Below are 23,878 nucleotides of genomic sequence, written 5' to 3'. Positions count from 1 at the left end.
CGGTCGCCCAGAAATAACGGGAACCGGCTCTTATTCGTATTGCTTATGCATTAGGGTAGCCTTGGTGTAAAATATGCGTCGGGTCGCAGCATAAGCGCCGATAAGAATAAGCATTACCAGACAAAAATAAAGGTGCAAAACCGCTTCACGGTGATGCATTTATACATATCCTGAAACATTATAAATAATGATGATACGAAGCATTTTTTTCGGTCCCCACACCAGAATAAACACCGCATCACACCGCTTCCTTCCCCCTCCCGCCAGTCTGTACAGAGGAGGTGCGCAATGAACTGGGACGACGCCCGATTTTTTCTCGCCGTTGCGCGCTGCGGCACGCTACGCAAAGCCGCCAGCCAGCTGCATGTCGATCAGGCGACCGTCGGCCGACGGCTCTCCGCTTTCGAAGACGCGCTCGGCTCCAAGCTGTTTATCCGCACGCCGAAATCCTTCGCCCTCAGCCCGCTGGGGGAAGAAATGCTGGCGGACGTGATGAAGATGGAAAATGCGGTGCAGGCGATCAACCGTAAAGCCGCCAGCGGTGACGAAAGCCTGTGCGGCAACGTGCGCATCGCCACTACCGATACCTTGGCCGAAGCCTTCGTGATGCCGGCGCTGCAAGATCTGCGGGAACGCTATCCGGCCATCACCGTCACGCTGCTGACGGCGGTCAACATCGCCGATATTTCTTACCACGGCGCAGATCTGGCGATCCGCGGCGCCCGTCCCGATGACGATGAGCTGATCATCAAACGGTTAGCCACCATCGAAATGGGCCTGTATGCCACTCAGCACTATTTGGCGCGGCGCGGCATGCCGGTCAAAGGCGAGCAGTTGCGCGGCCACGATCTGCTGATGTTCCCGCGCGAGCTGGTGCCGCGCCACTGGAACAATTTCTGCGGCGAGGCTCTGCACGAGCCCAACGTCGTGCTGCAATGCAATTCGCAGCTGCTGCTGCGTTCCGCCACTCGCAGCGGGCTGGGCATCGGCCTGCTCTCCGCTTTTTTGGCGGACAAAGACCCGGAGCTGGTGCGCCTGTTCCCGGAGAACAAAGACTGGGTGGATATCTGGCTGGTGCTGCACCCCGATTTGCAACGCGCCGCCCGCGTGCGGGCGGTGGTGCAGGCGCTGGAAACGTCGTTTAGCGCCCATTACGGCTGAGTGCCGTTTCACCCATAAAAAAAGGCCGCCGAAGCGACCTTTTTACTGTCTGAAGCGTTATCAGAACGTCGGCTGCGCCATCTGCACCAGCGAAATCAGCGGCTGCGGATAAACACCCAACAGCAGCACCAGCGCGGCGGAGATCAGCACCACGACGCCACCGGCGGTCAACGCCCAGTTGTTCGGGGTGTCGCGCTGCAGCGATTCCGGCGCGCTGAGGAACAGGCTGACGGTCACGCGCAGGTAGTAGTACAGGCCGATGGCGCTGCCTACCACGACTGCGCCGGTCAGCCACCACAGGTGTGCGCTGACGCCCATCGCGATCACGAAGAACTTACCGATAAAGCCCAGCGTCATCGGAATACCGGCCAGCGACAGCATCATCACCGTCATCACCGCGGACAAGATTGGCTTATGCCAGAACAGGCCGCGGTAAGAGAACAGCGAATCCGCATCCGGACCGCGGTATGGGCTGGACATCAGGCTGACCACGCCGAAGGCGCCCAGGCTGCTGAACAGGTAACCGGCCAGATAAACGCCGGCGGTTTCCAGCGACAGCTGATGGGTTTGCACCGCAATCAGCGCCACCAGCAGGTAGCCCAGGTGAGCGATCGACGAGTAACCCAGCAGACGCTTGATGTTGGTCTGGCTGATGGCCATCAGGTTGCCGAACAAGATAGAACAGAACGCGATGATCGACAGCACCAGGCGCAGCGCTTCGTTGTCGGCGGCCGGGGCATACAGGAACAGACGCATCACGACCGCGAAGATCGCGATCTTGCTGGCGGTCGCCAGGAAGGTCGAAACCGGCGCAGGCGCGCCCTGATACACGTCCGGCGTCCACAGTTGGAACGGCACCAGCGACAGCTTGAAGCCCAGACCGACGATCATCATGCCCATGCCGGCCAGGATCAGCGGCTGGTGCATCATGTTTTCCTGCAGGCTCTTGCCGAGGCCGGCCAGCGACAGATCGCCGGATTCGGCGTACAGCAGCGCCATGCCGAACAGCAAGAACGACGACGCGGCGGCGGACAGCAGCATGTACTTGATGGCGGCTTCCAGCGGGCGCTTCTGGCGATAGGCGTAGCCCACCAGGCCGAACAGCGGCAGCGAGATAAGCTCAATGCCGATGAACAGCGAAGCCAGATGGTTGGCGCTCGCCAGCAGGATGCCGCCCATGGCGGCGATCAGCACCAGCAGGTAGAACTCTTCGCGGTTATCCGGATAGCCGACCAGCCACGGATAGGCGAAGGTGCAGGTCGCCAGACTCGCCAGCAGCACCAGCCCGGTGTAGAACATCGAGTAGCCGTCAACCCGCAGCAGCGGGGTGACGTCCATTGGGCCTGCCTGGCCGACAAAGTACAGCGAAAGCAGCGCCAGGTTGAGACCGATCACGGTCAGGGTGGCGTTGATAAAGTGGTCGCGTCGCCACGCAATGCCTAGCATCACAACCACCACCGTCAATCCGACGATCAACAGCGGCAGCAGTGCGATCAGTTGTTGAGGAGTTATTGTCATGGCGAATTACGGCCTTGTTGTTGAAATTGCTGAAACTGACGAACCAAACCAGTGTTGCACGTTGCTCATCGCCGCGTTGGAAGTATCCAGAATCGGCTGCGGGTAAACCCCCAGCAGAACCAGCAACACCACCAGCAGCAGAATGATGAACAATTCGCGCGCGGTCATGCCCTGCAGCGGCTGGTCTGACTTAGGCGCACCGTAGTAAGCGCGCTGCATCATGATCAGCGAGTAAACCGAAGCGAACACCAGACCGAAGGTGGAGATCACGGTGATCACCGGCACCACCTGGTAGCTGCCGAACAGAATCATGAATTCGCCGACGAAGTTACCGGTACCCGGCATCCCCAGCGTAGCCACGGCGAAGAACAGCGACAGCGCAGGGATGAACTTGATACGCCCCCACAGGCCGCCCATCTGACGCATGTCACGGGTGTGCAGACGCTCATACAGCTGGCCGCAGATGATAAACATACCGGCGGCGGACAGACCGTGCGCGATCATCTGGATCACGGCGCCCTGGTAAGCCAGCTGGCTGCCGGTGTAGATGGCGATCAGCACGAAGCCCATGTGCGATACCGAGGTGTAGGCGATAAGACGCTTGATGTCGGTCTGCGCGAACGCCATCCAGGCGCCGTAGAAGATGCCGACCACGCCCAGCCACATGGCGATTGGCGCAAACTCGTGCGAAGCCTCAGGGAACAGCGGCAGGCTGAAACGCAACAGGCCATAGGCCGCGGTTTTCAGCAAGATGCCCGCCAGGTCGACGGAACCTGCGGTCGGCGCCTGGCTGTGCGCGTCCGGCAACCAGCCGTGCAGCGGCACCACCGGCATTTTCACCGCGAAGGCGATGAAGAAGCCCAGCATCAGCAGATATTGCACGTTGTGGGACATCGGCGTTTGCAGCAGGTCTTCGTAATCGAAGGTCCACACGCCGGTGGCGTTGTAGTGCACGAACACCAGGCCCAGGATCGCAATCAGCATCACCAGACCGCTGGCCTGGGTGTAGATGAAGAACTTGGTCGCCGCGGTGATGCGGGTTTTACCGTCCGACGCCTTGTGGCCCCACAGCGCGATCAGGAAGTACATCGGCACCAACATCATTTCCCAGAAGAAGAAGAACAGGAACATGTCGATGGCGAGGAACACGCCGATAACGCCGCCCAGGATCCACAGCAGGTTGAGGTGGAAGAAGCCCTGATATTTCTGGATTTCACGCCAGGAACAGAGGATCGCCAGCACGCCCAGCAGACCGGTCAACACCACCATCAGCAGCGACAGACCGTCCAGCGCCAGGTGGATGGAGATGCCGAAGCGCGGGATCCACGGCAGCAGGAATTCGCTCTGCCACTGCGGAATGCCTTTCGGCGTGGTCAATGTATAGCCGCCCTGCATCCACAGCTGCAGAGAGAGCGCCAACGTCAGCCCCATTGCGATCAGCGCTATCCAGCGCGGCACCTTAGTACCGAAGCGCTCAAGCTGCCAGCACAGCAGACCGCCGATAAAGGGGATAAGAATTAGCCAAGGTAATAGCATGGCGTTTTGTGTCCCTTATACGAATAATTTCAAACTTTGTACGTAGCGCCTGCCCGGCGCTACGCCCGAAAAATGCGTCTGTTTAAATTATTCAATTAAACCAAAATCAACAGAGCCAATACGACCACTGCACCCACACCCATAGACGCTATATACCAACGCACCTGGCCGTTCTCGCTCACCGTCAGACCGCGGTTCCCCCAGCGGGAGAAGACGGCCGGCAGGTTCATCAGCGAGTTCAGCGGATCGCGCTGCAGCAGCTTCGCAATGCCCAGGTACGGCTTGACGAACACTTTGTCATACAGCCAGTCGAAGCCCCAGGCATGGAACCACCAGGTCGAGAAGAAACGACCCGGCGCGCTGTTGGCGATGCTGTTGACCAGGCTGCGTTTGCCCAGCCACAGCGCGGCCGCCAGCAGAATGCCGACGATAGCCACCACGCCGGAGGTGATTTCCAGCGTCAGCACGCTGCCGTGCGCCAGTTCGGTCGTCTCCGGCAGCACGCCCTGCAACGGCGGCACGATCATCGCGCCGACGAAGGTGGACAGCACCAGCAGAACCAGCAGCGGCAGGTGGTGAGTGATGCCTTTACCGGCATGCGCTTTGATTTTCTCTTCGCCATGGAACACGATGAAAATCATTCGGAAGGTGTACAGCGAGGTCATGAACGCACCGACCAGGCCGGCAACCATCAGGTTGATGTGGCCGTTAGCCATCGCGCCCGCCAGGATCTCGTCCTTACTGAAGAAGCCGGCCGTGACCAGCGGCAACGCGGACAGCGCCGCGCCCCCCACCAGGAAGCAGACGTACACCAGCGGGATGCTCTTGCGCAGACCGCCCATCTTGAAGATGTTTTGCTCGTGGTGGCAAGCCAGGATCACCGAACCGGACGACAGGAACAGCAGCGCCTTGAAGAACGCGTGGGTCATCAGGTGGAAGATCGCCGCGTCCCATGCCTGCACGCCCAGCGCCAGGAACATGTAACCGATCTGGCTCATGGTGGAGTAAGCGAGCACGCGCTTGATGTCGGTCTGCACCAGCGCGGCGAAGCCGGCCAGCAGCAGAGTGACCGCACCGACGATGCCCACCAGGTGCAGCACTTCCGGCGCCATCAGGAACAGGCCGTGCGTGCGGGCGATCAGATAGACGCCCGCGGTCACCATGGTCGCCGCGTGGATCAGTGCGGAAACCGGGGTTGGGCCCGCCATCGCGTCCGCCAACCAGGTTTGCAACGGCAGCTGCGCCGATTTACCGACCGCGCCGCCCAGCAGCATCAGGGTCGCCCAGGTGATGGCCGTATCGCCCACCGCCAGTTTCTGCGGCGCCAGGATCATCAGCTCGCGGATGTTCAGCGTGCCCAGCTCGTTGTAGAGGATGAACAGCGCAAACGCCAGGAACACGTCGCCCACGCGGGTGACGATAAAGGCTTTCATCGCCGCCGCGCCGTTGGCCGGATCTTTGTAGTAGAAACCGATCAACAGGTAGCTGCACAGGCCCACGCCTTCCCAACCCAGATACATCAGCAGCAGGTTGTCCGCCAGCACCAATACCACCATGCTGGCGATAAACAGGTTGGTGTAAGCGAAGAAGCGCGAATAGCCCTCTTCACCGCGCATGTACCAGGAAGCGAACATGTGGATGAAGAAGCCGACGCCGGTGACCACCGACAGCATGGTCAGCGACAGGCCGTCCAGCACCAGGGTCACGCCGATATTGAAGTTGCCAACGGCCATCCAGGTCCACAGGCTTTGCTCGAACAGCTGCACGCCGGCGGCTTTCTGGGCGAAGAAATCCATCGCCACATACACCGTGACCAGCGCAGCCAGGCCGATAGAACCCACGCCGACGGTGGCCGCCGTGTTTTCAGACCAACGACCGCGGGAAAATGCCAACAGCAGGAACCCGATCAGCGGTAGCAGAATTGTTAAATATAATAGGTTCATCCGCGCATCTCACTGACAGTATCAATATTCAGGGTATGACGACGACGGTAGAGCTGCAGCAGCAGCGCCAGGCCGATACTGGCCTCAGCTGCCGCCAGGCTGATCGCCAGGATGTACATCACCTGCCCGTCCGCCTGGCCCCAGTAGCTTCCCGCCACGATAAACGCCAACGCCGCAGCGTTGATCATCACTTCCAGGCTGATCAGCATAAACAGCAGGTTGCGGCGCACCAGCAGCCCGGTCAAACCGAGCACAAACAGGATAGCCGCCAGGATCAGGCCGTGTTGAAGAGGGATCATGCTTGCTCCTCCGATTTTCTTCTCGCCATTTCGCCACCCACCGGCGCGTTGCTCAGCACCTCGCCAGGCTTGTGCTCGCGGCCGATATGGAAGGCGACAACCAGACCCGCCAACAGCAGCATTGAAGCCAGCTCAACCGCCAGTACGTAAGGCCCGAACAGGCTGATGCCCACCGCCTTCGCGTCAACCATCTCACCGCTGATGCCCTGATCGGATACGCTGCGGATCGCAACGATCAATACCACCAGCAGCGCCAGCGACAGCAGGCCAGGCCCGATCCACACCGTCGGCTTCATCCAGTCGCGCTCTTGCTGCTGCACGTTGCCGAGGTTAAGCATCATCACCACGAACACGAACAGCACCATGATGGCGCCCGCATAAACGATGATTTCCAACGCGGCGGCAAAGTAGGCGCCGAGAGAGAAGAAGACTGCCGAGATCGCCAATAACGAGACGATCAGATACAGCAGCGCATGCACAGGGTTGGTATGGGTGATCACGCGAATCGTCGCGGCCACCGCAATCAAACCTGCCAGATAAAATGCAATTTCCATGCTTGCTGGCTCCTTAGGGCAACAGACCTTTGACGTCGATCGGTTTGGCTTCGTTTTCGGCTTCGCCTTTGGCTTTGCCGTCAATCGCCATACCGGCCATCCGGTAGAAGTTATATTCCGGATATTTACCCGGCCCCGAGATCAACAGATCCTCTTTTTCGTACACCAGATCCTGACGCTTGTACTCGCCCAGTTCGAAATCCGGCGTCAGCTGGATAGCGGTAGTTGGGCAAGCCTCTTCGCACAGGCCGCAGAAGATGCAGCGCGAGAAGTTGATGCGGAAGAACTCCGGATACCAACGGCCGTCTTTCTGTTCTGCCTTTTGCAGCGAGATACAGCCGACCGGGCAGGCAACCGCACACAGGTTACAGGCGACGCAGCGCTCTTCGCCGTCCGGATCGCGCGTCAGCACGATGCGGCCGCGGTAGCGCGGCGGCAGGTAAACCGGTTCTTCCGGATACATCTGGGTTTCGCGCTTGGCGAAGGCATGCATGCCAATCATCCAAATGCTGCGCACCTGGGTGCCGAAACCAACCACTAACTCTTTCAATGTCATGGTTTATTCACCCCTTATTGAGCGTTGTACAAAATGACCGCGGCGGTTGCCAGCAGGTTCAGCAGCGTCAGCGGCAGGCACACTTTCCAGCCGAAGGACATCACCTGGTCATAACGCGGACGCGGCAGCGCGGCGCGGATCAGGATGAACATCATCATGAAGAAGGCCGTTTTCAACGCGAACCAGATGAATGGCGGCAGGAACGGACCCTGCCAGCCGCCGAAGAACAACGTCACAATCAGGGCGGACACGGTGACGATACCGATGTATTCCCCCACGAAGAACAGACCGAACTTCATGCCGGAATATTCGATGTGGTAACCGTCAGCCAGTTCCTGCTCGGCTTCCGGCTGGTCAAACGGGTGACGGTGACACACCGCCACGCCGGCGATCGCGAAGGTCACGAAGCCGAAGAACTGCGGAATGACGTTCCAGACGTGCGCCTGAGATTCAACGATGGCCTGCATGTTGAATGAATCCGCCTGCATCACCACGCCCATCAGCGACAGGCCGATGAACACTTCGTAGCTCAGGGTTTGCGCGGAGGCACGCATCGCGCCCAACAGCGAGTATTTGTTGTTGCTCGACCATCCGGCGAACAGCACGGCGTACACCGCCAGGCCGGCCATCATCAGGAAGAACAGAATACCGATGTTGAGATCGGACACCGCCCAGGTCGGGCTGACCGGTACGATGGCAAATGCCAGCAACAGGGAAGTAAAGGCGATCATCGGCGCCAGGGTGAAGATCACCCGGTCGGAGAATCTCGGCACCCAGTCTTCCTTGAAGAACATTTTGATCATGTCGGCGACCAGCTGCAGCGAGCCGCCCCAGCCTACGCGGTTCGGTCCGTAGCGGTTCTGGAACAGGCCGAGCAGACGGCGTTCGCCGAAGCTCATGAACGCCCCGCACGCCACGACCACCAACAGGATCACGACCGCTTTAAGAATGGCGATCAAGATGTCGATCACCTCAGGGGTAAACCAGCTCATCGTGCCGCCTCCCGCAGATTGTCTACCTTAGCACCCACCAAGATCGGCGGGATCCCTGGCAAGCCGAGCGGCAAACCAACCTGGCCCTGGGTCAGGGTTTCACTCAGACGCACCGGCAGACGCAGGGTCTGGCCCGCGCAGTTGAACTCCACCAGGCTGCCCGCGTTGACGCCAAGCGTCGCCGCATCGGCCGGGTTGACCATCACGTAGGCTTCCGGCATGCGCTGCTGGATCACGTGAGAGCGCTGCGACATTTCATCGCTGCCGAACAGGTGGTAGTAAGGCGCGACACGCCAGCCGTCGTTCGGATTGAAGGCGGCAGGCACGCGATCGAAGTAACCGAGGCTGCCCTCCCCCGCTTCAATCAGGCGCACGCCCGGATCGCCGTGGCGCAGTTTGCCGCCCACTTCGGCCTGGAACTTGTTCCATGCCTGCGGTGAGTTCCAGCCTGGCGCCCAGGCGAACGGGATCTGCTGACGATCGGCCAGCGGGCTGTTGTTCCCTTCCATCGAGAAGGCGAACATGGTGTCTTTATCCTGCGGCTGACGCGGCTCGTGCACGCTGATGTTGGCGCGCATGGCGGTACGGCCGCTGGAGCGGTGCGGCGAACGCGCCAGCTTCTGACCGCGAATGCGGAACGTCGCGTCCGGCGCGGCATCGACGATGCCCTGCAGCTGCGGCAACGCGGCGACGCAAGCGGCGATCACGTCATCGAGCTGAGTCCAGTCCACATGGCGGCTGGTGTAGGTGGAGTGCAGCGAGTGCATCCAGCGCCAGCTTTCCAGCATCACGGTGAACTGATTCTTCTTGGCGTCGTCGTAGTAAGCCGGATCGTACACCTGGAAGAAGCGCTGCGCGCGGCCTTCCTGGTTGATCAGCGTACCGTCGCTCTCGGCGAAGCTGGCCGAGGAGAGGATCAGGTTGGCTTTGTCCATGATCGCGGTGCGCTGGTGGTCGGCGACGATCAGGTTGTTGACCTTGGCCAACGCCGCGTCCACCTGCGCCGCCGGCGCATGACGATAGAGATCGTTTTCCATCACGATGGCGGTGTCGGCTGCGCCGCTCGCCAGCTGTTCCAGCGCCTGATCGAGCGAACCGCCGCCGATCATCGCCAGGCCCATGCTGTTGGCTGCGCCCGCCACGAAGGTGATGCCGACGTCGGCACCGCGGCCCTTCAACGCTTTGGCGATGTTGGCCGCCGCTTCGATGATGGCTTCGCTGCCGGCGTTGCTGCCGGTAATGATCAGCGGTTTGCGTGCGCCGGTCAGCGCCTGCACGATGATATCGACTTTCTTGTTCAGGCCTTCAGCCAGATCGTTCACCGCCGGCGCTGCGCTATCCAGCGCGTGAGCGATGGCGAAGCCGAAGCGCGCCTGCTCGTCAACCGGCGCGCGGTAGTTCCAGGCGGCGATGTCGTCCAGGCGGGTGTTGTCGACGTTGGTGGTGAACAGCGGGTATTTGGCGTGCTGGCCGATGTTCTGCACCGCCGCGATCTGCCAGTCGGCAACGCGCTGCGCCGCCGCCATCGCGCGGGCTTTCCCCTTGACGGCCTGACGCACGGACAGCGCGATGCGCGCGCCGGTTTGCGTCAGGTCTTCGCCCAGCACCAGCACCGCGTCGTAATCCTCGATCTCGCGCAGCGCCGGCGTATGAACGCCGCCGTTTTTCAGCACGTTCAGCATCAGCGCCAGGCGTGATTGCTCAGCCTGAGCGATACCGGTGTAGTAGTTCTCGGCGCCGACCAGCTCGCGCAGTGCGAAGTTGCTTTCCAGGCTGGCGCGCGGGGAGCCGATGCCGATGGTTTTCTTCGCCTGACGCAGGATGTCCGCCGCGCCCTGCATCGCCTGCTCGGCGTTCAGGGTGATCCAGTCATCGCCGCGCAGCTGCTGCGGTTGACGCGGACGATCTTTCTGGTTGACGTAGCCGTAACCGAAACGGCCGCGGTCGCACAGGAAGTAGTGGTTCACGCTGCCGTTGTAACGGTTTTCGATACGGCGCAGCTCGCCATAGCGCTCGCCCGGGCTGGTATTACAGCCGATGCTGCACTGCTGGCAAATGCTCGGCGCGAACTGCATGTCCCATTTACGGTTGTAGCGTTCGGAGTGCGTTTTGTCGGTGAAGACGCCGGTCGGGCACACTTCCACCAGGTTGCCGGAGAACTCGCTTTCCAGCGTGCCGCTTTCCGGGCGACCAAAGTAGACGTTGTCGTGCGCGCCGTACACGCCGAAGTCGGTGCCGTCCGCATAGTCTTTGTAGTAACGCACGCAGCGATAGCAGGCGATGCAGCGGTTCATCTCGTGCGAGATAAACGGCCCCAGCTCCTGGTTGTTGTGGGTGCGCTTGGTAAAGCGGTAGCGACGGAAGCTGTGGCCGGTCATTACCGTCATATCCTGCAGGTGACAGTTACCGCCTTCCTCACAGACCGGGCAATCGTGCGGGTGGTTGGTCATCAACCACTCGACCACGCTTTCACGGAACTGCTTCGCTTCGCCGTCATCGATGGAGATGAAGGTGCCATCGGATGCCGGGGTCATACAGGACATCACCAAACGGCCGCGCGTATCTTCCGCGTTTTGGTATTGCTTTACCGCACATTGGCGGCAAGCGCCGACGCTTCCCAGCGCCGGATGCCAGCAAAAGTAAGGAATATCAAGGCCGAGGGAGAGACAAGCCTGCAGCAGGTTGTCCGCCCCGTCTACCTCATACTCTTTGCCGTCTACATGAATCGTAGCCATAGTCAGCATGCTTCCAAGTGGCCTGCCTTGCGGCAGGCGTTAATCAAAAATTCTGGCCGTGTTCGGGCGAGTCGGCTTACCAGCGTTGCTTCAGCAGATTGTTCGGCTGAATGCCGCCAATCGCATGCGCGTTGCCGAAGTGCTGCACGGCGATACCCGCCTCGAACTCTTCACGGAAATATTTAATCGCGCTTTGCAGTGGCTCTACGGCACCTGGCGCGTGGGCGCAGAAGGTTTTGCCCGGGCCGAGGGAACGGCACAGCTGTTCGAGGGTTTCGATATCCCCCGGCTGCCCTTCGCCGTTTTCCAACGCGCGCAGAATCTTCACGCTCCACGGCAGGCCATCGCGGCAAGGCGTACACCAGCCGCAGGACTCGCGGGCGAAGAACTCTTCCAGGTTGCGCACCAGCGGCACCATGCCGATCTCGTGGTCAACCGCCATCGCCAACGCGGTGCCGAGACGACTGCCGGCTTTGCCGATCGCGCCGTATTCCATCGGCAGATCGAGGTGATCGGCGGTCAGGAAGTCGGTGCCCGCGCCGCCCGGCTGCCAGGCTTTGAAACGCAGACCGTCGCGCATGCCGCCGGCATAGTCTTCCAGGATTTCGCGCGCGGTGGTGCCGAACGGCAGTTCCCAGACGCCCGGATTTTTCACCCGGCCGGAGAAGCCCATCAGCTTGGTGCCTTTGTCTTCACTGCCGGAGATGCCGGTGTACCACTCCACGCCGTTCGCCAAAATGGCCGGCACGTTGCACAGCGTTTCGACGTTGTTGACGCAGGTCGGCTTGCCCCAGACGCCGGCGCTGGCCGGGAATGGCGGCTTGGAGCGCGGGTTGGCGCGGCGGCCTTCCAGCGAGTTGATCAGCGCGGTTTCTTCGCCGCAGATGTAACGGCCGGCGCCGGTGTGCACGATCAGCTCGAAATCAAATCCGGTGCCGAGAATGTTCTTGCCCAGATAGCCGGCTTCGGTGGCTTCCGCGATAGCGCGACGCAGGTGCGCCGCCGCTTCGATGTACTCGCCGCGCAGGAAGATGTACCCGCGGTAGGCTTTCAGCGCGAACGCGGAGATCAGCATGCCTTCCACCAGCAGGTGCGGCAGCTGCTCCATCAGCAGGCGGTCTTTGTAAGTGCCCGGCTCCATCTCATCGGCGTTACACAGCAGGTAACGGATGTTCATGGATTCGTCCTTCGGCATCAGGCTCCACTTCAAACCGGTGGAGAAGCCCGCGCCGCCGCGGCCCTTCAGCCCGGAATCTTTCACCAGGCCGACGATCTCGTCCGGGGCCAGGCCTTTGAGGGCCTTCTCTGCGCCGGCATAGCCGTTTTTGCTGCGGTATTCGTCCAGCCACAGCGGCTGCTTGTCATCGCGCAGACGCCAGGTCAGCGGATGCGTTTCGGGAGTGCGTACAATGTGCTTGGTCATTGATACTGCTCCAGTAGCGTCTCGATATCTTCAGGCTTCAGCTGACTGTGAGTGTCCTCGTCAATCATCATGGTCGGCCCTTTATCGCAGTTGCCCAGACAGCAGGTCGGCAACAGCGTGAAGCGGCCATCAAAGGTGGTTTGACCCGGCTTGATGTTCAGCTTCTTCTCGATAGCGGCCTGAATGCCCTGGTAACCGGTGATGTGACAAACAACGCTGTCACAATAACGGATCACGTGACGTCCTACTGGCTGACGGAAAATCTGGCTGTAGAACGTGGCCACGCCTTCTACGTCGCTGGCGGGGATGCCCAGCACTTCCGCGATGGCGTAAATCGCACCGTCCGGAACCCAACCGCGCTGCTTCTGCACAATTTTCAGTGCTTCGATGGACGCGGCGCGCGGATCCTCGTAATGGTGCTTTTCGTGCTCGATCGCATCACGTTCTTCCGCGCTCAGTACAAATGCATCAACGCCGCTCTGAGGAGCGGCTGCGTTGATGGGCTCGAGCGCATCGTTGACTGCGTGATTGTCTTTTTGATCATGCATAGTTAGCGGTCCACATCTGACATTACAAAATCGATACTACCCAGATAGACGATCAGGTCGGAAACCAGGCTGCCTCGGATGACCGATGGGATCTGCTGCAGGTGCGCAAAGCTCGGCGTACGTACCCGGGTGCGATAGCTCATGGTGCTGCCGTCGCTGGTCAGGTAGTAGCTGTTGATCCCTTTGGTGGCTTCAATCATCTGGAATGATTCGTTGGCTGGCATCACCGGGCCCCAGGAAACCTGCAGGAAGTGGGTGATCAGCGTTTCAATGTGCTGCAGCGTGCGCTCTTTCGGCGGCGGCGTAGTCAGCGGGTGATCGGCCTTGAACGGGCCTTCCGGCATGTTGTTCAGGCACTGTTCGAGGATGCGCAGGCTCTGGCGCAGCTCTTCCACCTTCAGCATCACGCGGGTGTAGCAGTCGCTGGTGCCGTCGCCGACCGGCACTTCGAAGTCGAAGTTCTCGTAGCCGGAGTACGGACGCCATTTACGCACGTCGAACTCCACGCCGGTCGCGCGCAGGCCGGCGCCGGTCACGCCCCACTCCAGCGCTTCTTTGGCGTTGTAAGACGCGACGCCGATGGAGCGGCCTTTCAGGATGCTGTTCTTCAGCGCCGCTTTCACGTAGGAGTCCAGACGCTTCGGCATCCAGTCGAGGAATTCACGCAGCAGGCGATCCCAGCCGCGCGGCAGATCGTGCGCGACGCCGCCGATGCGGAACCAGGCCGGGTGCATACGGAAACCGGTGATCGCTTCCACCAGATCGTAGATTTTCTGACGATCGGTAAAGGCGAAGAACACCGGGGTCATCGCGCCGACGTCCTGAATGAAAGTGGAGATGTACAGCAGGTGGCTGTTGATGCGGAACAGCTCGGACAGCATCACGCGGATGGTGTCGACGCGCTCGGGCACCTTGATGCCGGCCAGCTTCTCGACCGCCAACACATAAGGCATTTCGTTCACGCAGCCGCCGAGGTACTCGATGCGGTCGGTGTACGGGATGTAGCTGTGCCAGGATTGACGCTCGCCCATCTTCTCGGCGCCGCGGTGGTGATAGCCGATATCCGGCACGCAGTCGACGATCTCTTCGCCGTCCAGCTGCAGAATGATGCGGAACGCACCGTGCGCGGACGGGTGGTTCGGGCCGAGGTTGAGGAACATGAAGTCTTCGTTCTCGGTGCCGCGCTTCATGCCCCAGTCTTCCGGCTTGAAGGTCAGCGCTTCCATTTCCAGATCTTCTTTCTGCTTGGTCAGCACGAAAGGATCGAATTCAGTGGCTCGCGCCGGGTAGTCCTTGCGCAGCGGGTGCCCTTCCCAGGTCTGCGGCATCATGATGCGCGACAGGTGCGGGTGGCCGTCGAAGGTGATGCCGAACATTTCCCAGGTTTCGCGCTCGTACCAGTTGGCGTTCGGGAACACCTTGGTCGCCGTCGGCACGTGCAGGTCTTTTTCAGACAGCGCCACCTTCAGCATGATGTCGCGGTTGCGCTCGATGGAGATCAGATGGTAGAAAACGGAGAAATCCGCAGCGGGCAGGCCGTCGCGGTGGGTGCGAAGGCGTTCATCCACGCCATGCAGATCGAACAGCATGACATACGGCTTCGGCTGTTTTCTCAGGAACGTCATTACTTCCAGTAACTGGTCAGGTTTAACCCATACCACGGGCATGCCGGTACGAGTGGCCTGAACAGTAAAGGCTTCCGGCCCAAAACGGTTGCGCAGTTCGCCGATCACCGGGTCGTCAAGGTGATCTCGGGTCTGCCAGGCAGGCAAGGCGTCGTGCGTCGTCAAATCTGTCATAATTTTTTTTCACCACACTAAAGGGTTATTCGCCGCAAGTTTCACTTTTCGCTGTGTTAACCAATAGCGCACTAAGATGGACGTTAAATGAACGTCTTAAATCTCGTCAGGCGTCCGGAGGTTGGTCACCGCGATGCGCTCGCCGTGTTTACGCTCTCTTTCAGACTGCATATTGGCGCGGTAAACGCCCTGATCGCCGACAACCCACGACAGCGGGCGACGTTCTTTGCCGATGGATTCCTGCAGCAGCATCAGCGCTTGCATGTAGGCTTCCGGACGCGGTGGGCAGCCGGGAATGTACACGTCGACCGGCAGGAACTTGTCCACGCCCTGCACCACGGAATAGATGTCGTACATGCCGCCGGAGTTGGCGCAGGCGCCCATCGAGATCACCCACTTAGGCTCCAGCATCTGCTCGTACAGGCGCTGGATGACCGGGGCCATTTTGGTGAAGCAGGTCCCGGCTACCACCATCAGGTCAGCCTGACGCGGGGAGGCGCGCAACACTTCCGCACCGAAACGCGCCACGTCGTGAACGGCGGTAAACGACGTCACCATCTCCACGTAACAGCACGAAAGGCCGAAGTTATACGGCCAAATAGAGTTTTTACGCCCCCAGTTCACCATGTCATGCAGCGCATGTTCGAGTTTACCCATGTAAACCGTGCGGTGAACCTGTTGTTCCAGGGGATCGGCGACGATCTCCTGTTTTTGCAGGGGATAACGGTCGTTCTCACCGTTCGGGTCTATGCGGGTGAGCGTATAGTCCATCTTAATGCCTCGCTGTTACTGCGGATGACTGTTGGTGTTAGTGATCGTGCTCGGTTTGCTGCGGCGTTGGGAACGCGCCGGAGTCCAATCCAACGCGCCGATGCGCACCAGATAAACCAGACCGGCCAATAGCACCAAAATGAAAATGGCGGCTTCGATAAAGCCCACCCAGCCGCTCTCGCGAATCGAGACCGACCAGGCATACAGGTATAAGGCTTCAACGTCGAAAATAACGAAGAACATGGCCACCAGGTAGAACTTGGCGGACAAGCGCATGCGCGCCGTGCCGACCGAGTCGATGCCTGATTCAAACGGGGTGTGTTTGGCGCGCGCCCGGGCTCTCCCGCCCAAGAAGAACGCACCCAGCAGCATTAAGCCGCAAAGCCCGATAGCCACGACGAGAAATACGGCGAGCGCCCAGTGATGAGCGATAACTTCAGTGGTTGTTGACATACTCTATGCTTACTCATCAAAAGTGGCGTCGATCGCACTGCTCTTGTCACCGGCAGTTAGTGCGCCACATCGATTTAAGGGAAGGATAAATAACCACACAAACAAACTGCTTTTACAGCGAGTTAGGCAGCGTTTTTCTGTGGGCTTTTTACTCCTTTCTATAACCTTTTGTCAACTTTGACAAAAGTATCTACACACTAGTTTACATACGTATCATTTGATTAACATTTGATGCGCCAGGGACAGGCTAAATCGTGTCAGTTAATTTTTGTGTAGAAACAGATAGATATAAACCAACATGCACATTTCAGTTTTACTATACCATTGTCTCAGGAATTCCCTGTTCTTCCACTCACTACCTAGGGGTATTTTTTTGATCCAGGACACGTTTTCAGCATAAATCCTCAAAAAAAGTGTGGCCCTTTAACAATTTTCCTCAAATTAAGCCGCAAAAACGACCGCCATAAGCTAACAAAATAACCCTGCTATTACCATGCCTTTAACTCATTCAATCTTATTGTGCAAAAAACGAACCCAGCATCTTAAATCCGGTCAAACTCTCTTTTCAGCAACGCTTAAAAGTTAATAAAACAGACGACTCATAACAAAATCACACTTAAACCTCTATAACAGTAGAAATCATCAAAAAACGGCCAAAAAAAACCTCCGCCGAAGCAGAGGTTTTTCATCAGATATCACGTCGCGGCGTTATTCTTCTTCGTCCACCAGGCTGGCATCATCCTGATCGCTCTGGAGACCGGCTTCCGCGCCGTTGAAGCCATAGCCGTCATCGCCGCCCTGCATCGCGCTGAAGATGGCCATGGCCAGTTCGTTGCTGCACTGCGCGTTTTTGCACAGCACATACTGGGTATCCGGCAGCGGCGGCAAACCTTCCACCGCGCCCAGCACCCGCAGATCGGGGCTCATCATCTCGATCGGCCGCGCGGTCACGCCCAGGCCGGCCTTACAGGCCGCCCGCACCGCGGACAGCGTGGAGGCGACGTAGGCGATACGCCACGGGATACCGGCTTCGTCCAACTGTTTGATCGCCAGCGCGCGGAACGGGCTTGGTTCATCCATCACCACCAGCGGGATAGGTTCGCCGGCCTGATAGTGATAATCGGCAGCGCAGTACCACAGCGTCGGCGACGTGCGCAGCACGATGTGCGGGTGCCCGGCCGGATCGGCCGTGGTCACCGCCAGATCGATCTCCCCCTCTTCCAGCAGATCGACCATCGTCGTGCTGCGCTTTACGCGCACGTCAATGGCCAGCTTCGGATAAATGGCGGTCACGCGGTTCAACAAGAAAGGCAGAATGGTATCGGCGGTGTCGTCGGAAGCGCCGATGGTCAGAACACCTTTAATATTGTTGTACATCAGCGAGGTACAGGCTTCGTCGTTAAAGCGCAGGATCTTCCTGGCATAACCGAGAAGCTGAATACCATGCTCAGTCAGGAGTTTGTTGCGCCCATGGCGGGCAAACAGTTCTTTGCCGACCAGTTGCTCTAATCGCTGCATTTGTTGGCTGACGGCTGATTGCGTACGGCAAACGGCAACAGCCGCCGCCGCGAAGGTATTCAAATCAGCAACCGCAACAAAGGTTCTTAGCAGATCGAGGTCGAGATTAAGTATCGGACGATTTGCAGTTGTCATAGTGTATTCTTCACTTTTTTAAATTCTAATTTACGAACTACTACCCTGGTGTGTTTCTCAGACGCCGTTGAAAAGGACGGAGCCTGTTATGACAGTACCCCACTCATAAGTGGAGGGCAAAAAAATTACTTATGATTCGTTACCTCTATCGCTTTTTAAAATGCGATCTATCGATGGTGCTTATAGAACGCGGGGGACTGAATACCGGTGGGAAGGGAAAACCCCCACCGAACCTGAGATTTTACTCATTGATACTGCCTAATTTCCACTCCATTCGTGCTACTGAGAATCCTTATCAACCGGCGTTCAGGCTGCATTACAGAGTAAGAAAAATAAATAATTAACGGCACCAACGTCGTGTTATCACTCAATGAATTTAATAAATTCAATCAGTAAGATTTTTACTTTAAATAATAATCCTATAACCACATAAACAATGCTTAAGCTGAAATATAAAGTAAAGCTAATGTAAATATGCCATTTTTTTAGTGTGGTGCGCTAACCGGCAACCCGCTATCAGACAACTCCGGTATTATCGTTCCTTTACAGTTTATTGAAGCCTATTCTCACTTTCGGCTTATCAGTTCACTGCTGCCGGCCGCGATCGCCGACACGTCTCGTTTATCGACACGTGATTTTACAGAACAAAACCCTAGTAAAATTATAGTTCATGAAATTATGAACCACAAAATAACTTTACCTTTGCTTATCATAACTAAAATCCCCCGTTACGACATGCATTTGCACCAAAGGCGTGCAAAACCCTTCAAAAGCAACTACGCCAGGAGTACATTGGGCGGGTTGCGGCGTCCCACGGTAGGAGCGCCCCTATCCCAGCAAAAGGCTCAACTTTTTATGTCCCCCATTGAGAAATCCAGCAAACTGGACAACGTCTGCTATGACATTCGCGGCCCGGTGCTTAAAGAAGCTAAACGTCTTGAAGAAGAAGGCAACAAAGTCCTGAAACTGAACATCGGCAACCCTGCCCCGTTCGGTTTCGACGCCCCGGACGAAATCCTGGTCGACGTGATCCGCAATCTGCCCACGGCGCAAGGCTACTCCGACTCCAAGGGCCTCTTCTCGGCGCGTAAAGCGATCATGCAGCACTATCAGGCGCGCAACATGCGTGACGTGACCGTTGAGGATATCTACATTGGCAACGGCGTCTCGGAGCTGATCGTTCAATCCATGCAGGCGCTGCTCAACAGCGGCGACGAAATGCTGGTGCCGGCGCCGGACTACCCGTTGTGGACCGCCGCGGTCTCGCTGTCCGGCGGCAAAGCCGTGCACTATCTGTGCGATGAGCAGGCCGGCTGGTTCCCGGATCTGGACGACATCATCAGCAAGATCACCCCGCGCACCCGCGGCATCGTGATCATCAACCCGAACAACCCAACCGGCGCGGTGTACAGCAAAGCGCTGCTGGAACAGATCGTCGAGATCGCCCGTCAACACAACCTGATCATCTTCGCCGACGAGATCTACGACAAGATCCTGTACGACGAAGCGGAGCACCACTCTATCGCCGCGCTGGCGCCGGATCTGCTGACCGTGACCTTCAACGGCCTGTCGAAGACCTACCGCGTGGCGGGCTTCCGCCAGGGCTGGATGGTGCTGAACGGGCCGAAAAAGCACGCCAAAGGCTATATCGAAGGGCTGGAGATGCTGGCTTCGATGCGCCTGTGCGCCAACGTGCCGATGCAGCACGCGATTCAAACCGCGCTGGGCGGTTATCAAAGCATCAGCGAATTCATTCAGCCCGGCGGCCGTCTGTACGAACAGCGCAATCGCACCTGGGAACTGCTCAATGACATTCCGGGCGTCTCATGCGTGAAGCCGCAGGGCGCGCTGTACATGTTCCCGCGCATCGATGCCAAACGCTTCAATATCCATGACGACCAGAAACTGGTGCTGGATCTGCTGCTGCAGGAAAAAGTGCTGCTGGTGCAGGGAACCGCATTCAACTGGCCCTACCCGGATCATGTGCGCATCGTCACCCTGCCGCGCGTAGACGAGCTGGAAATGGCGGTCGGCAAGCTGGGCCGCTTCCTTGAAGGCTACCATCAGTAATCGCCTGGGGCGCAGCGCCTTGCTGCGCCCTTCTCTCATTGCCCGGTTGCAAAATTCGCCGTCACTGCTTCACAATGGGGGCCTCACTTGCCGTTAAAGAGAGCACCATGAGCCAGAGCCATTTCTTCGCCCATCTGTCCCGCCTGAAACTGATCAACCGCTGGCCACTGATGCGCAACGTGCGCACCGAGAACGTCTCCGAACACAGTCTGCAGGTGGCTTTTGTCGCCCACGCGTTGGCGGTGATCAAGAACCGCAAGTTCAACGGCAATCTCAACGCCGACCGGGTTGCGCTGCTGGCGATGTATCACGACGCCAGCGAAGTGATCACCGGCGACATGCCGACGCCGATCAAGTACTACAATCCGCAGATCGCCCACGAGTACAAGAAGATCGAAAAGATCGCCCAGCAAAAGCTGCTGGACATGATCCCCGCGGAACTGCGCAACGATTTCCGCACCATTCTCGATGAGCACTATTACAGCGAAGATGAAAAGCAGGTGGTAAAGCAGGCGGACGCATTATGCGCCTACCTGAAATGCCTGGAGGAGCTGTCTGCCGGTAACAACGAATTTACCCTGGCCAAGGCGCGGCTGGATAAAACCCTGGAACAGCGCCGCAGCCCGGAGATGGACTACTTCATGGAAGTGTTCATTCCCAGTTTCAGTCTGTCATTGGACGAAATCAGCCTCGACAGCTCGCTGTAACCCCGCCGGCGCAGCCTCGTTGCGCCGTTAAAAACCGTAGAGCCACGGCACCACAATCACGCTGACCGCCATCACCAACAGGGTGAACGGCACGCCGAGCCGCACGAAATCGCCGAACTTGTAATTGCCCGGCCCCAGCACCAGCGTATTGACCGGTGAAGAAACCGGCGTCATAAAGGCGGCGGACGCGGCGACGGCGATAATCATCGCGAACGGGTATGGCGATACCCCCATTTCGCGCGCGGCGGCGATGGCGATCGGCGCCATCAGCACCGCCGTCGCGGTATTGGAAATAAACAGGCCGATGGTGGCGCACAAGACGAACAGGCACAGCAGCATCACGCGCGGCCCCGCGCCGCCGGCGACGTCCATCAGCCCGCTGACGATCAGATCCACCCCGCCGGTCTTTTGCAGCGCCTGCGCGAACGGCATCATGCCGACGATCAAAATAATGCTCGGCCAATGGATCGATTTATAGGCGCTCTCCATATCGATGCAGCGGAACTTGCCCATCAGCAAACAGGCGATCAGCGCCGCGATCGGGTTGGGGATTTCGTCGGTCAGCATCATCGCCACCATCAGCGCCAGGCAAAACAGCGCATGCGGCGCCTGCGTGATGGCCGGCGCCACTTCGTCCACCTCGGCCGGCAGATTGAGCACGATAAAGTCGTGGGTTTTGGCCTGCAGCTGACGAATCGCCTTCCAATCGCCGATCACCAGTAAGATGTCGCCCAGTTCCAGCGGCTCGTCCACCAACTTGCCGCCCAGCGTCTCGCCGTGGCGGCGGATGCCCACCACGTTCAGATCGTAACGGCTGCGGAACGCCGCTTCGCGCAGGCTTTTGCCCAGCAGCGCCGAGTCCGGGATCAGCGACACCTCCGCCATGCCGACGTTGCGCGACTGTTCCGAGAAGTAATCGCCGCGCAGCACCATCGGCTCCAGCCGCTGCTCGCCGCAGAATTCGCGCAGATCGACCTGGCTGTCCGACATGTCGATCAAGAGGACGTCGCCCTCGCGCAGTTCGGTGCTGCCGGAGGCGCTGACCATCACCCGCCGGAAGCGTTTCCAGCGCTCGATGCCCACCACGTTGGCGCCATAGCGCGCGCGCAGGTGCAGCTCGTCCAGCGAACGCCCGATCAGCGGCGAAGCGCTGCGGACAGCCAACCGCCGCGCGCGGCCGGTCAGCTTGTAATCGCGGATCAGGTCACGGAAGGTGCGGCGCTGCCAGTCGTCGCCTGCTTTGCTCGTGTCGCCGCTGCCCAGCCAACGCCGGGCGATCAGCATGTAACCGACGCCCAGCGCCAGCACCGCCAGGCCAATGGGCGTCACGCTGAAGAAACCGAAACCATGGATGCCTTCACGCACCAGTTCGCTGTTGACCACCATGTTGGGCGGCGTGGCCACCAGCGTCATCATGCCGCTGATCAGCCCGGCGAAGCTGAGCGGCATCATCAGCCGCCCCGGCGCGATCTTCATTCTCGCCGTCACGCTGAGCACCACCGGGATAAAGATCGCCACCACGCCGGTCGAGCTCATAAATGCCCCCAATCCGGCGACCGTCACCATCAGCAGCATCAACATTTTGGTTTCGCTGCTGCCGGCCACTTTCACCAGCCAGTCGCCCACCTGATAAGCCACGCCGGTGCGCACCAGCCCTTCGCCGATCACGAACAGCGCGGCGATCAAAATCACATTGGGATCGCTGAAACCGACCGTCGCCTCCTGCAAGCTGAGCGTGCCGCTCAGCACGAAAGCGATGATCACCAACAGCGCCACCACGTCCATCCGCAGCTTGTTGGTGGTAAACAGCACGATGGCAATCAGCAGTAAACTCAGCACCCACAGTAATTCGCTGTTCAAAACGGCCTCATCCGGCAAATGTCCAAGGGTCTAAAAAATAGCATAAAAAAACCCCGCCGAAGCGGGGTCTAATCAATTAGGGTGAAGATCATGCCGCTTAAACCAGCCGGCGAACGATCGCGCCCTGCGCCGTTTTATCGACGGCGATCTGCGCCAGCGAATCCAGCCGCAGGTCGACCTGCTCCAGCTTCGGCGCATCGGCCGGGGCGTTGACCGCAATCACCTGGCAACCCGCCGCCAGGCCGGAGAGAATGCCGGCCGGCGCGTCTTCGACCACTACGCACTCGTGCGGCGCCAGCCCCAGGCGCTCGGCGCCCAGCAGATAGGCGTCGGGCTGCGGCTTGCCATGTTTAACCTGCTCGGCGGTGATGAACACCGCCGGCTGCGGCAAACCGCCGGCCTGGCGGCGAGCGCCGGCCACCGGCACCGAACCGGAGGTGACGATCGCCCAAGGGATGCCGAGCGCGTTCAGGCGCTCCAGCAACGCAATCGCGCCCGGCAGCGCGCGAACGCCATCGGTATCCTGCGCTTCCACCTGCTCCAGCAATTGGAATTCGCGCTGAATTTCCGCTTCGCTTTCGCCCGGCATAAAATGGCGCAGAGAAGTAATGGCCTGTTTACCGTGAATGAAGTCCAGCACCGCTTGCGGGTCGACGCCGCGGCGCTCGGCCCAGTGCGTCCAGGCGCGCTCTACCGCCGGCAGCGAATCCACCAGGGTGCCATCAAGATCGAACAGAAAACCCTTACACTCCACAGAAAACCTCTTCTTAATCAAGCATTGATGATTTGCGCTATCTCAACGGCGCTCAAGTGATACTGGCGCGGACAGGCCAACCAGATCGCCAGCATACGCTGGTATTTTTCCCACATTTTGGTCTGGGCGTTAAAACCGTGGCTGCCGGAATCAAAGTGAGTATAGCGCCCCTCGGTGCTGACCAGGAAACGCACGTAACTCAGGTAGCGCGCCTCGGTCGCGGCGTCGAAGCCGAGGAACGCCAGGCGGCGCTCGTCCAGATCCTGCTTCTCTTTCAGGTTGCCCCAGGAAACCTGCAGCGCATGATGCATTTCCATCACGTTGATGATGGTGCGGCACACCTCTTCGCTCAGTTCGCCGAAGTCGCGATCCAGCTCGCGCATTTGCAAACCGAAGCCGCGTTCGACGATGGTTTGCAACCGGCGATAACGATCGCCGTTGTCCGGATCGAGCAAGGTCATCATCTTGTACTGATTCGACAGGATCAGCCGCTGGGCGTTGGTCATTTCCATCAGGATTTCCTCATTTCTGTGTGATGGCGGGAGC

General features: G+C 59.1%; 20 protein-coding genes. 3 read left to right on the top strand and 17 right to left on the bottom strand.

What is annotated here, in order from left to right:
* Nucleotides 1-288: 288 nt before the first annotated feature.
* Nucleotides 289-1,161 (top strand): LysR family transcriptional regulator, encoded by an 873-nt coding sequence (locus ACJ8KE_RS01035; protein ID WP_004935995.1) that lies wholly within the window; start codon nt 289-291, stop codon nt 1,159-1,161.
* Nucleotides 1,162-1,221: 60 nt separating this feature from the next.
* Here the strand turns inward: ACJ8KE_RS01035 and nuoN are convergent, their stop codons facing one another.
* The 14 genes from nuoN to lrhA form a co-directional block, all read right to left on the bottom strand.
* On the bottom strand, nt 1,222-2,679 hold the full coding sequence (gene nuoN / locus ACJ8KE_RS01030; RefSeq protein WP_025303659.1) for an NADH-quinone oxidoreductase subunit NuoN: 1,458 nt from the start codon (nt 2,677-2,679) through the stop codon (nt 1,222-1,224).
* 6 nt (nt 2,680-2,685) lie between these two features.
* Nucleotides 2,686-4,215: an NADH-quinone oxidoreductase subunit M gene (gene nuoM / locus ACJ8KE_RS01025; RefSeq protein WP_004936002.1), complete on the bottom strand. Its 1,530-nt coding sequence runs from the start codon at nt 4,213-4,215 to the stop codon at nt 2,686-2,688.
* Nucleotides 4,216-4,310: 95 nt separating this feature from the next.
* Complete coding sequence (nuoL, locus tag ACJ8KE_RS01020; RefSeq protein ID WP_015378577.1) at nt 4,311-6,158, bottom strand: NADH-quinone oxidoreductase subunit L; 1,848 nt, start codon at nt 6,156-6,158, stop codon at nt 4,311-4,313.
* Nucleotides 6,155-6,457 carry an NADH-quinone oxidoreductase subunit NuoK gene (gene nuoK, locus ACJ8KE_RS01015; RefSeq protein ID WP_004936014.1) on the bottom strand — a complete coding sequence of 101 codons (303 nt, stop codon included), beginning with the start codon at nt 6,455-6,457 and terminating at the stop codon, nt 6,155-6,157. The genes nuoL and nuoK overlap by 4 nt, the downstream gene beginning before the upstream one ends.
* The gene (nuoJ, locus tag ACJ8KE_RS01010) at nt 6,454-7,011 is read right to left on the bottom strand and encodes an NADH-quinone oxidoreductase subunit J (RefSeq protein ID WP_004936018.1); all 558 of its coding nucleotides are present in this window, start codon (nt 7,009-7,011) and stop codon (nt 6,454-6,456) included. The genes nuoK and nuoJ overlap by 4 nt, the downstream gene beginning before the upstream one ends.
* 13 nt (nt 7,012-7,024) lie before the next feature.
* Nucleotides 7,025-7,567: an NADH-quinone oxidoreductase subunit NuoI gene (gene nuoI / locus ACJ8KE_RS01005; RefSeq protein WP_025160170.1), complete on the bottom strand. Its 543-nt coding sequence runs from the start codon at nt 7,565-7,567 to the stop codon at nt 7,025-7,027.
* A gap of 14 nt (nt 7,568-7,581) precedes the next feature.
* Entirely contained in the window at nt 7,582-8,559 is a 978-nt protein-coding gene (gene nuoH, locus ACJ8KE_RS01000) for an NADH-quinone oxidoreductase subunit NuoH (protein WP_004936022.1), read from the bottom strand.
* Nucleotides 8,556-11,294, bottom strand: a complete 2,739-nt coding sequence (gene nuoG / locus ACJ8KE_RS00995; RefSeq protein WP_089185341.1) for an NADH-quinone oxidoreductase subunit NuoG — start codon at nt 11,292-11,294, stop codon at nt 8,556-8,558. Before nuoG ends, nuoH begins: the two co-directional genes overlap by 4 nt.
* A 76-nt stretch (nt 11,295-11,370) precedes the next feature.
* Complete coding sequence (nuoF, locus tag ACJ8KE_RS00990; RefSeq protein WP_015378579.1) at nt 11,371-12,717, bottom strand: NADH-quinone oxidoreductase subunit NuoF; 1,347 nt, start codon at nt 12,715-12,717, stop codon at nt 11,371-11,373.
* Complete coding sequence (gene nuoE / locus ACJ8KE_RS00985) at nt 12,714-13,265, bottom strand: NADH-quinone oxidoreductase subunit NuoE (RefSeq protein WP_004936034.1); 552 nt, start codon at nt 13,263-13,265, stop codon at nt 12,714-12,716. The genes nuoF and nuoE overlap by 4 nt, the downstream gene beginning before the upstream one ends.
* A gap of 2 nt (nt 13,266-13,267) precedes the next feature.
* Entirely contained in the window at nt 13,268-15,064 is a 1,797-nt protein-coding gene (gene nuoC, locus ACJ8KE_RS00980; protein ID WP_004936036.1) for an NADH-quinone oxidoreductase subunit C/D, read from the bottom strand.
* Nucleotides 15,065-15,160: 96 nt separating this feature from the next.
* Complete coding sequence (locus tag ACJ8KE_RS00975; RefSeq protein ID WP_004936039.1) at nt 15,161-15,835, bottom strand: NuoB/complex I 20 kDa subunit family protein; 675 nt, start codon at nt 15,833-15,835, stop codon at nt 15,161-15,163.
* Nucleotides 15,836-15,850: 15 nt separating this feature from the next.
* Entirely contained in the window at nt 15,851-16,288 is a 438-nt protein-coding gene (nuoA, locus tag ACJ8KE_RS00970; RefSeq protein WP_004936040.1) for an NADH-quinone oxidoreductase subunit NuoA, read from the bottom strand.
* Nucleotides 16,289-16,996: 708 nt separating this feature from the next.
* Nucleotides 16,997-17,941, bottom strand: coding sequence for a transcriptional regulator LrhA (gene lrhA, locus ACJ8KE_RS00965; protein WP_079450293.1), 945 nt, complete (start codon nt 17,939-17,941; stop codon nt 16,997-16,999).
* Between the two features lie 855 nt (nt 17,942-18,796).
* On the opposite strand from lrhA, the gene ACJ8KE_RS00960 reads away from it, so the two are divergent.
* Together ACJ8KE_RS00960 and yfbR are read left to right on the top strand one after the other, a co-directional pair.
* A complete protein-coding gene (locus ACJ8KE_RS00960) occupies nt 18,797-20,011 on the top strand; it encodes a pyridoxal phosphate-dependent aminotransferase (protein WP_004936047.1) in 1,215 nt (404 codons plus the stop codon).
* A 107-nt stretch (nt 20,012-20,118) separates the two neighbouring features.
* Nucleotides 20,119-20,718 (top strand): 5'-deoxynucleotidase, encoded by a 600-nt coding sequence (yfbR, locus tag ACJ8KE_RS00955; protein WP_015378582.1) that lies wholly within the window; start codon nt 20,119-20,121, stop codon nt 20,716-20,718.
* Nucleotides 20,719-20,745: 27 nt separating this feature from the next.
* Here the strand turns inward: yfbR and ACJ8KE_RS00950 are convergent, their stop codons facing one another.
* The 3 genes from ACJ8KE_RS00950 to ACJ8KE_RS00940 form a co-directional block, all read right to left on the bottom strand.
* Nucleotides 20,746-22,596 (bottom strand): SLC13 family permease, encoded by a 1,851-nt coding sequence (locus ACJ8KE_RS00950; protein WP_141398612.1) that lies wholly within the window; start codon nt 22,594-22,596, stop codon nt 20,746-20,748.
* A 79-nt stretch (nt 22,597-22,675) separates the two neighbouring features.
* Nucleotides 22,676-23,332: a sugar phosphatase gene (locus ACJ8KE_RS00945; protein WP_016926899.1), complete on the bottom strand. Its 657-nt coding sequence runs from the start codon at nt 23,330-23,332 to the stop codon at nt 22,676-22,678.
* 17 nt (nt 23,333-23,349) lie between these two features.
* Complete coding sequence (locus ACJ8KE_RS00940) at nt 23,350-23,844, bottom strand: YfbU family protein (protein ID WP_016926898.1); 495 nt, start codon at nt 23,842-23,844, stop codon at nt 23,350-23,352.
* Nucleotides 23,845-23,878 lie beyond the last annotated feature (34 nt).

This window comes from Serratia sp. CY56464 (assembly GCF_052168435.1).
In the GTDB taxonomy this organism is placed as follows: domain Bacteria; phylum Pseudomonadota; class Gammaproteobacteria; order Enterobacterales; family Enterobacteriaceae; genus Serratia; species Serratia marcescens.
Note: the sequence above shows the minus strand (reverse complement) of the source record. Positions and strands in the feature narration are given on the sequence as shown.

Coding starts and splice junctions, on each gene's coding strand:
- ACJ8KE_RS01035 (WP_004935995.1), top strand. CDS start 289: ATGAACTGGGACGACGCCCGATTTTTTCTCGCCGTTGCGCGCTGCGGC.
- nuoN (WP_025303659.1), bottom strand. CDS start 2,679: ATGACAATAACTCCTCAACAACTGATCGCACTGCTGCCGCTGTTGATC.
- nuoM (WP_004936002.1), bottom strand. CDS start 4,215: ATGCTATTACCTTGGCTAATTCTTATCCCCTTTATCGGCGGTCTGCTG.
- nuoL (WP_015378577.1), bottom strand. CDS start 6,158: ATGAACCTATTATATTTAACAATTCTGCTACCGCTGATCGGGTTCCTG.
- nuoK (WP_004936014.1), bottom strand. CDS start 6,457: ATGATCCCTCTTCAACACGGCCTGATCCTGGCGGCTATCCTGTTTGTG.
- nuoJ (WP_004936018.1), bottom strand. CDS start 7,011: ATGGAAATTGCATTTTATCTGGCAGGTTTGATTGCGGTGGCCGCGACG.
- nuoI (WP_025160170.1), bottom strand. CDS start 7,567: ATGACATTGAAAGAGTTAGTGGTTGGTTTCGGCACCCAGGTGCGCAGC.
- nuoH (WP_004936022.1), bottom strand. CDS start 8,559: ATGAGCTGGTTTACCCCTGAGGTGATCGACATCTTGATCGCCATTCTT.
- nuoG (WP_089185341.1), bottom strand. CDS start 11,294: ATGGCTACGATTCATGTAGACGGCAAAGAGTATGAGGTAGACGGGGCG.
- nuoF (WP_015378579.1), bottom strand. CDS start 12,717: ATGACCAAGCACATTGTACGCACTCCCGAAACGCATCCGCTGACCTGG.
- nuoE (WP_004936034.1), bottom strand. CDS start 13,265: ATGCATGATCAAAAAGACAATCACGCAGTCAACGATGCGCTCGAGCCC.
- nuoC (WP_004936036.1), bottom strand. CDS start 15,064: ATGACAGATTTGACGACGCACGACGCCTTGCCTGCCTGGCAGACCCGA.
- ACJ8KE_RS00975 (WP_004936039.1), bottom strand. CDS start 15,835: ATGGACTATACGCTCACCCGCATAGACCCGAACGGTGAGAACGACCGT.
- nuoA (WP_004936040.1), bottom strand. CDS start 16,288: ATGTCAACAACCACTGAAGTTATCGCTCATCACTGGGCGCTCGCCGTA.
- lrhA (WP_079450293.1), bottom strand. CDS start 17,941: ATGACAACTGCAAATCGTCCGATACTTAATCTCGACCTCGATCTGCTA.
- ACJ8KE_RS00960 (WP_004936047.1), top strand. CDS start 18,797: ATGTCCCCCATTGAGAAATCCAGCAAACTGGACAACGTCTGCTATGAC.
- yfbR (WP_015378582.1), top strand. CDS start 20,119: ATGAGCCAGAGCCATTTCTTCGCCCATCTGTCCCGCCTGAAACTGATC.
- ACJ8KE_RS00940 (WP_016926898.1), bottom strand. CDS start 23,844: ATGGAAATGACCAACGCCCAGCGGCTGATCCTGTCGAATCAGTACAAG.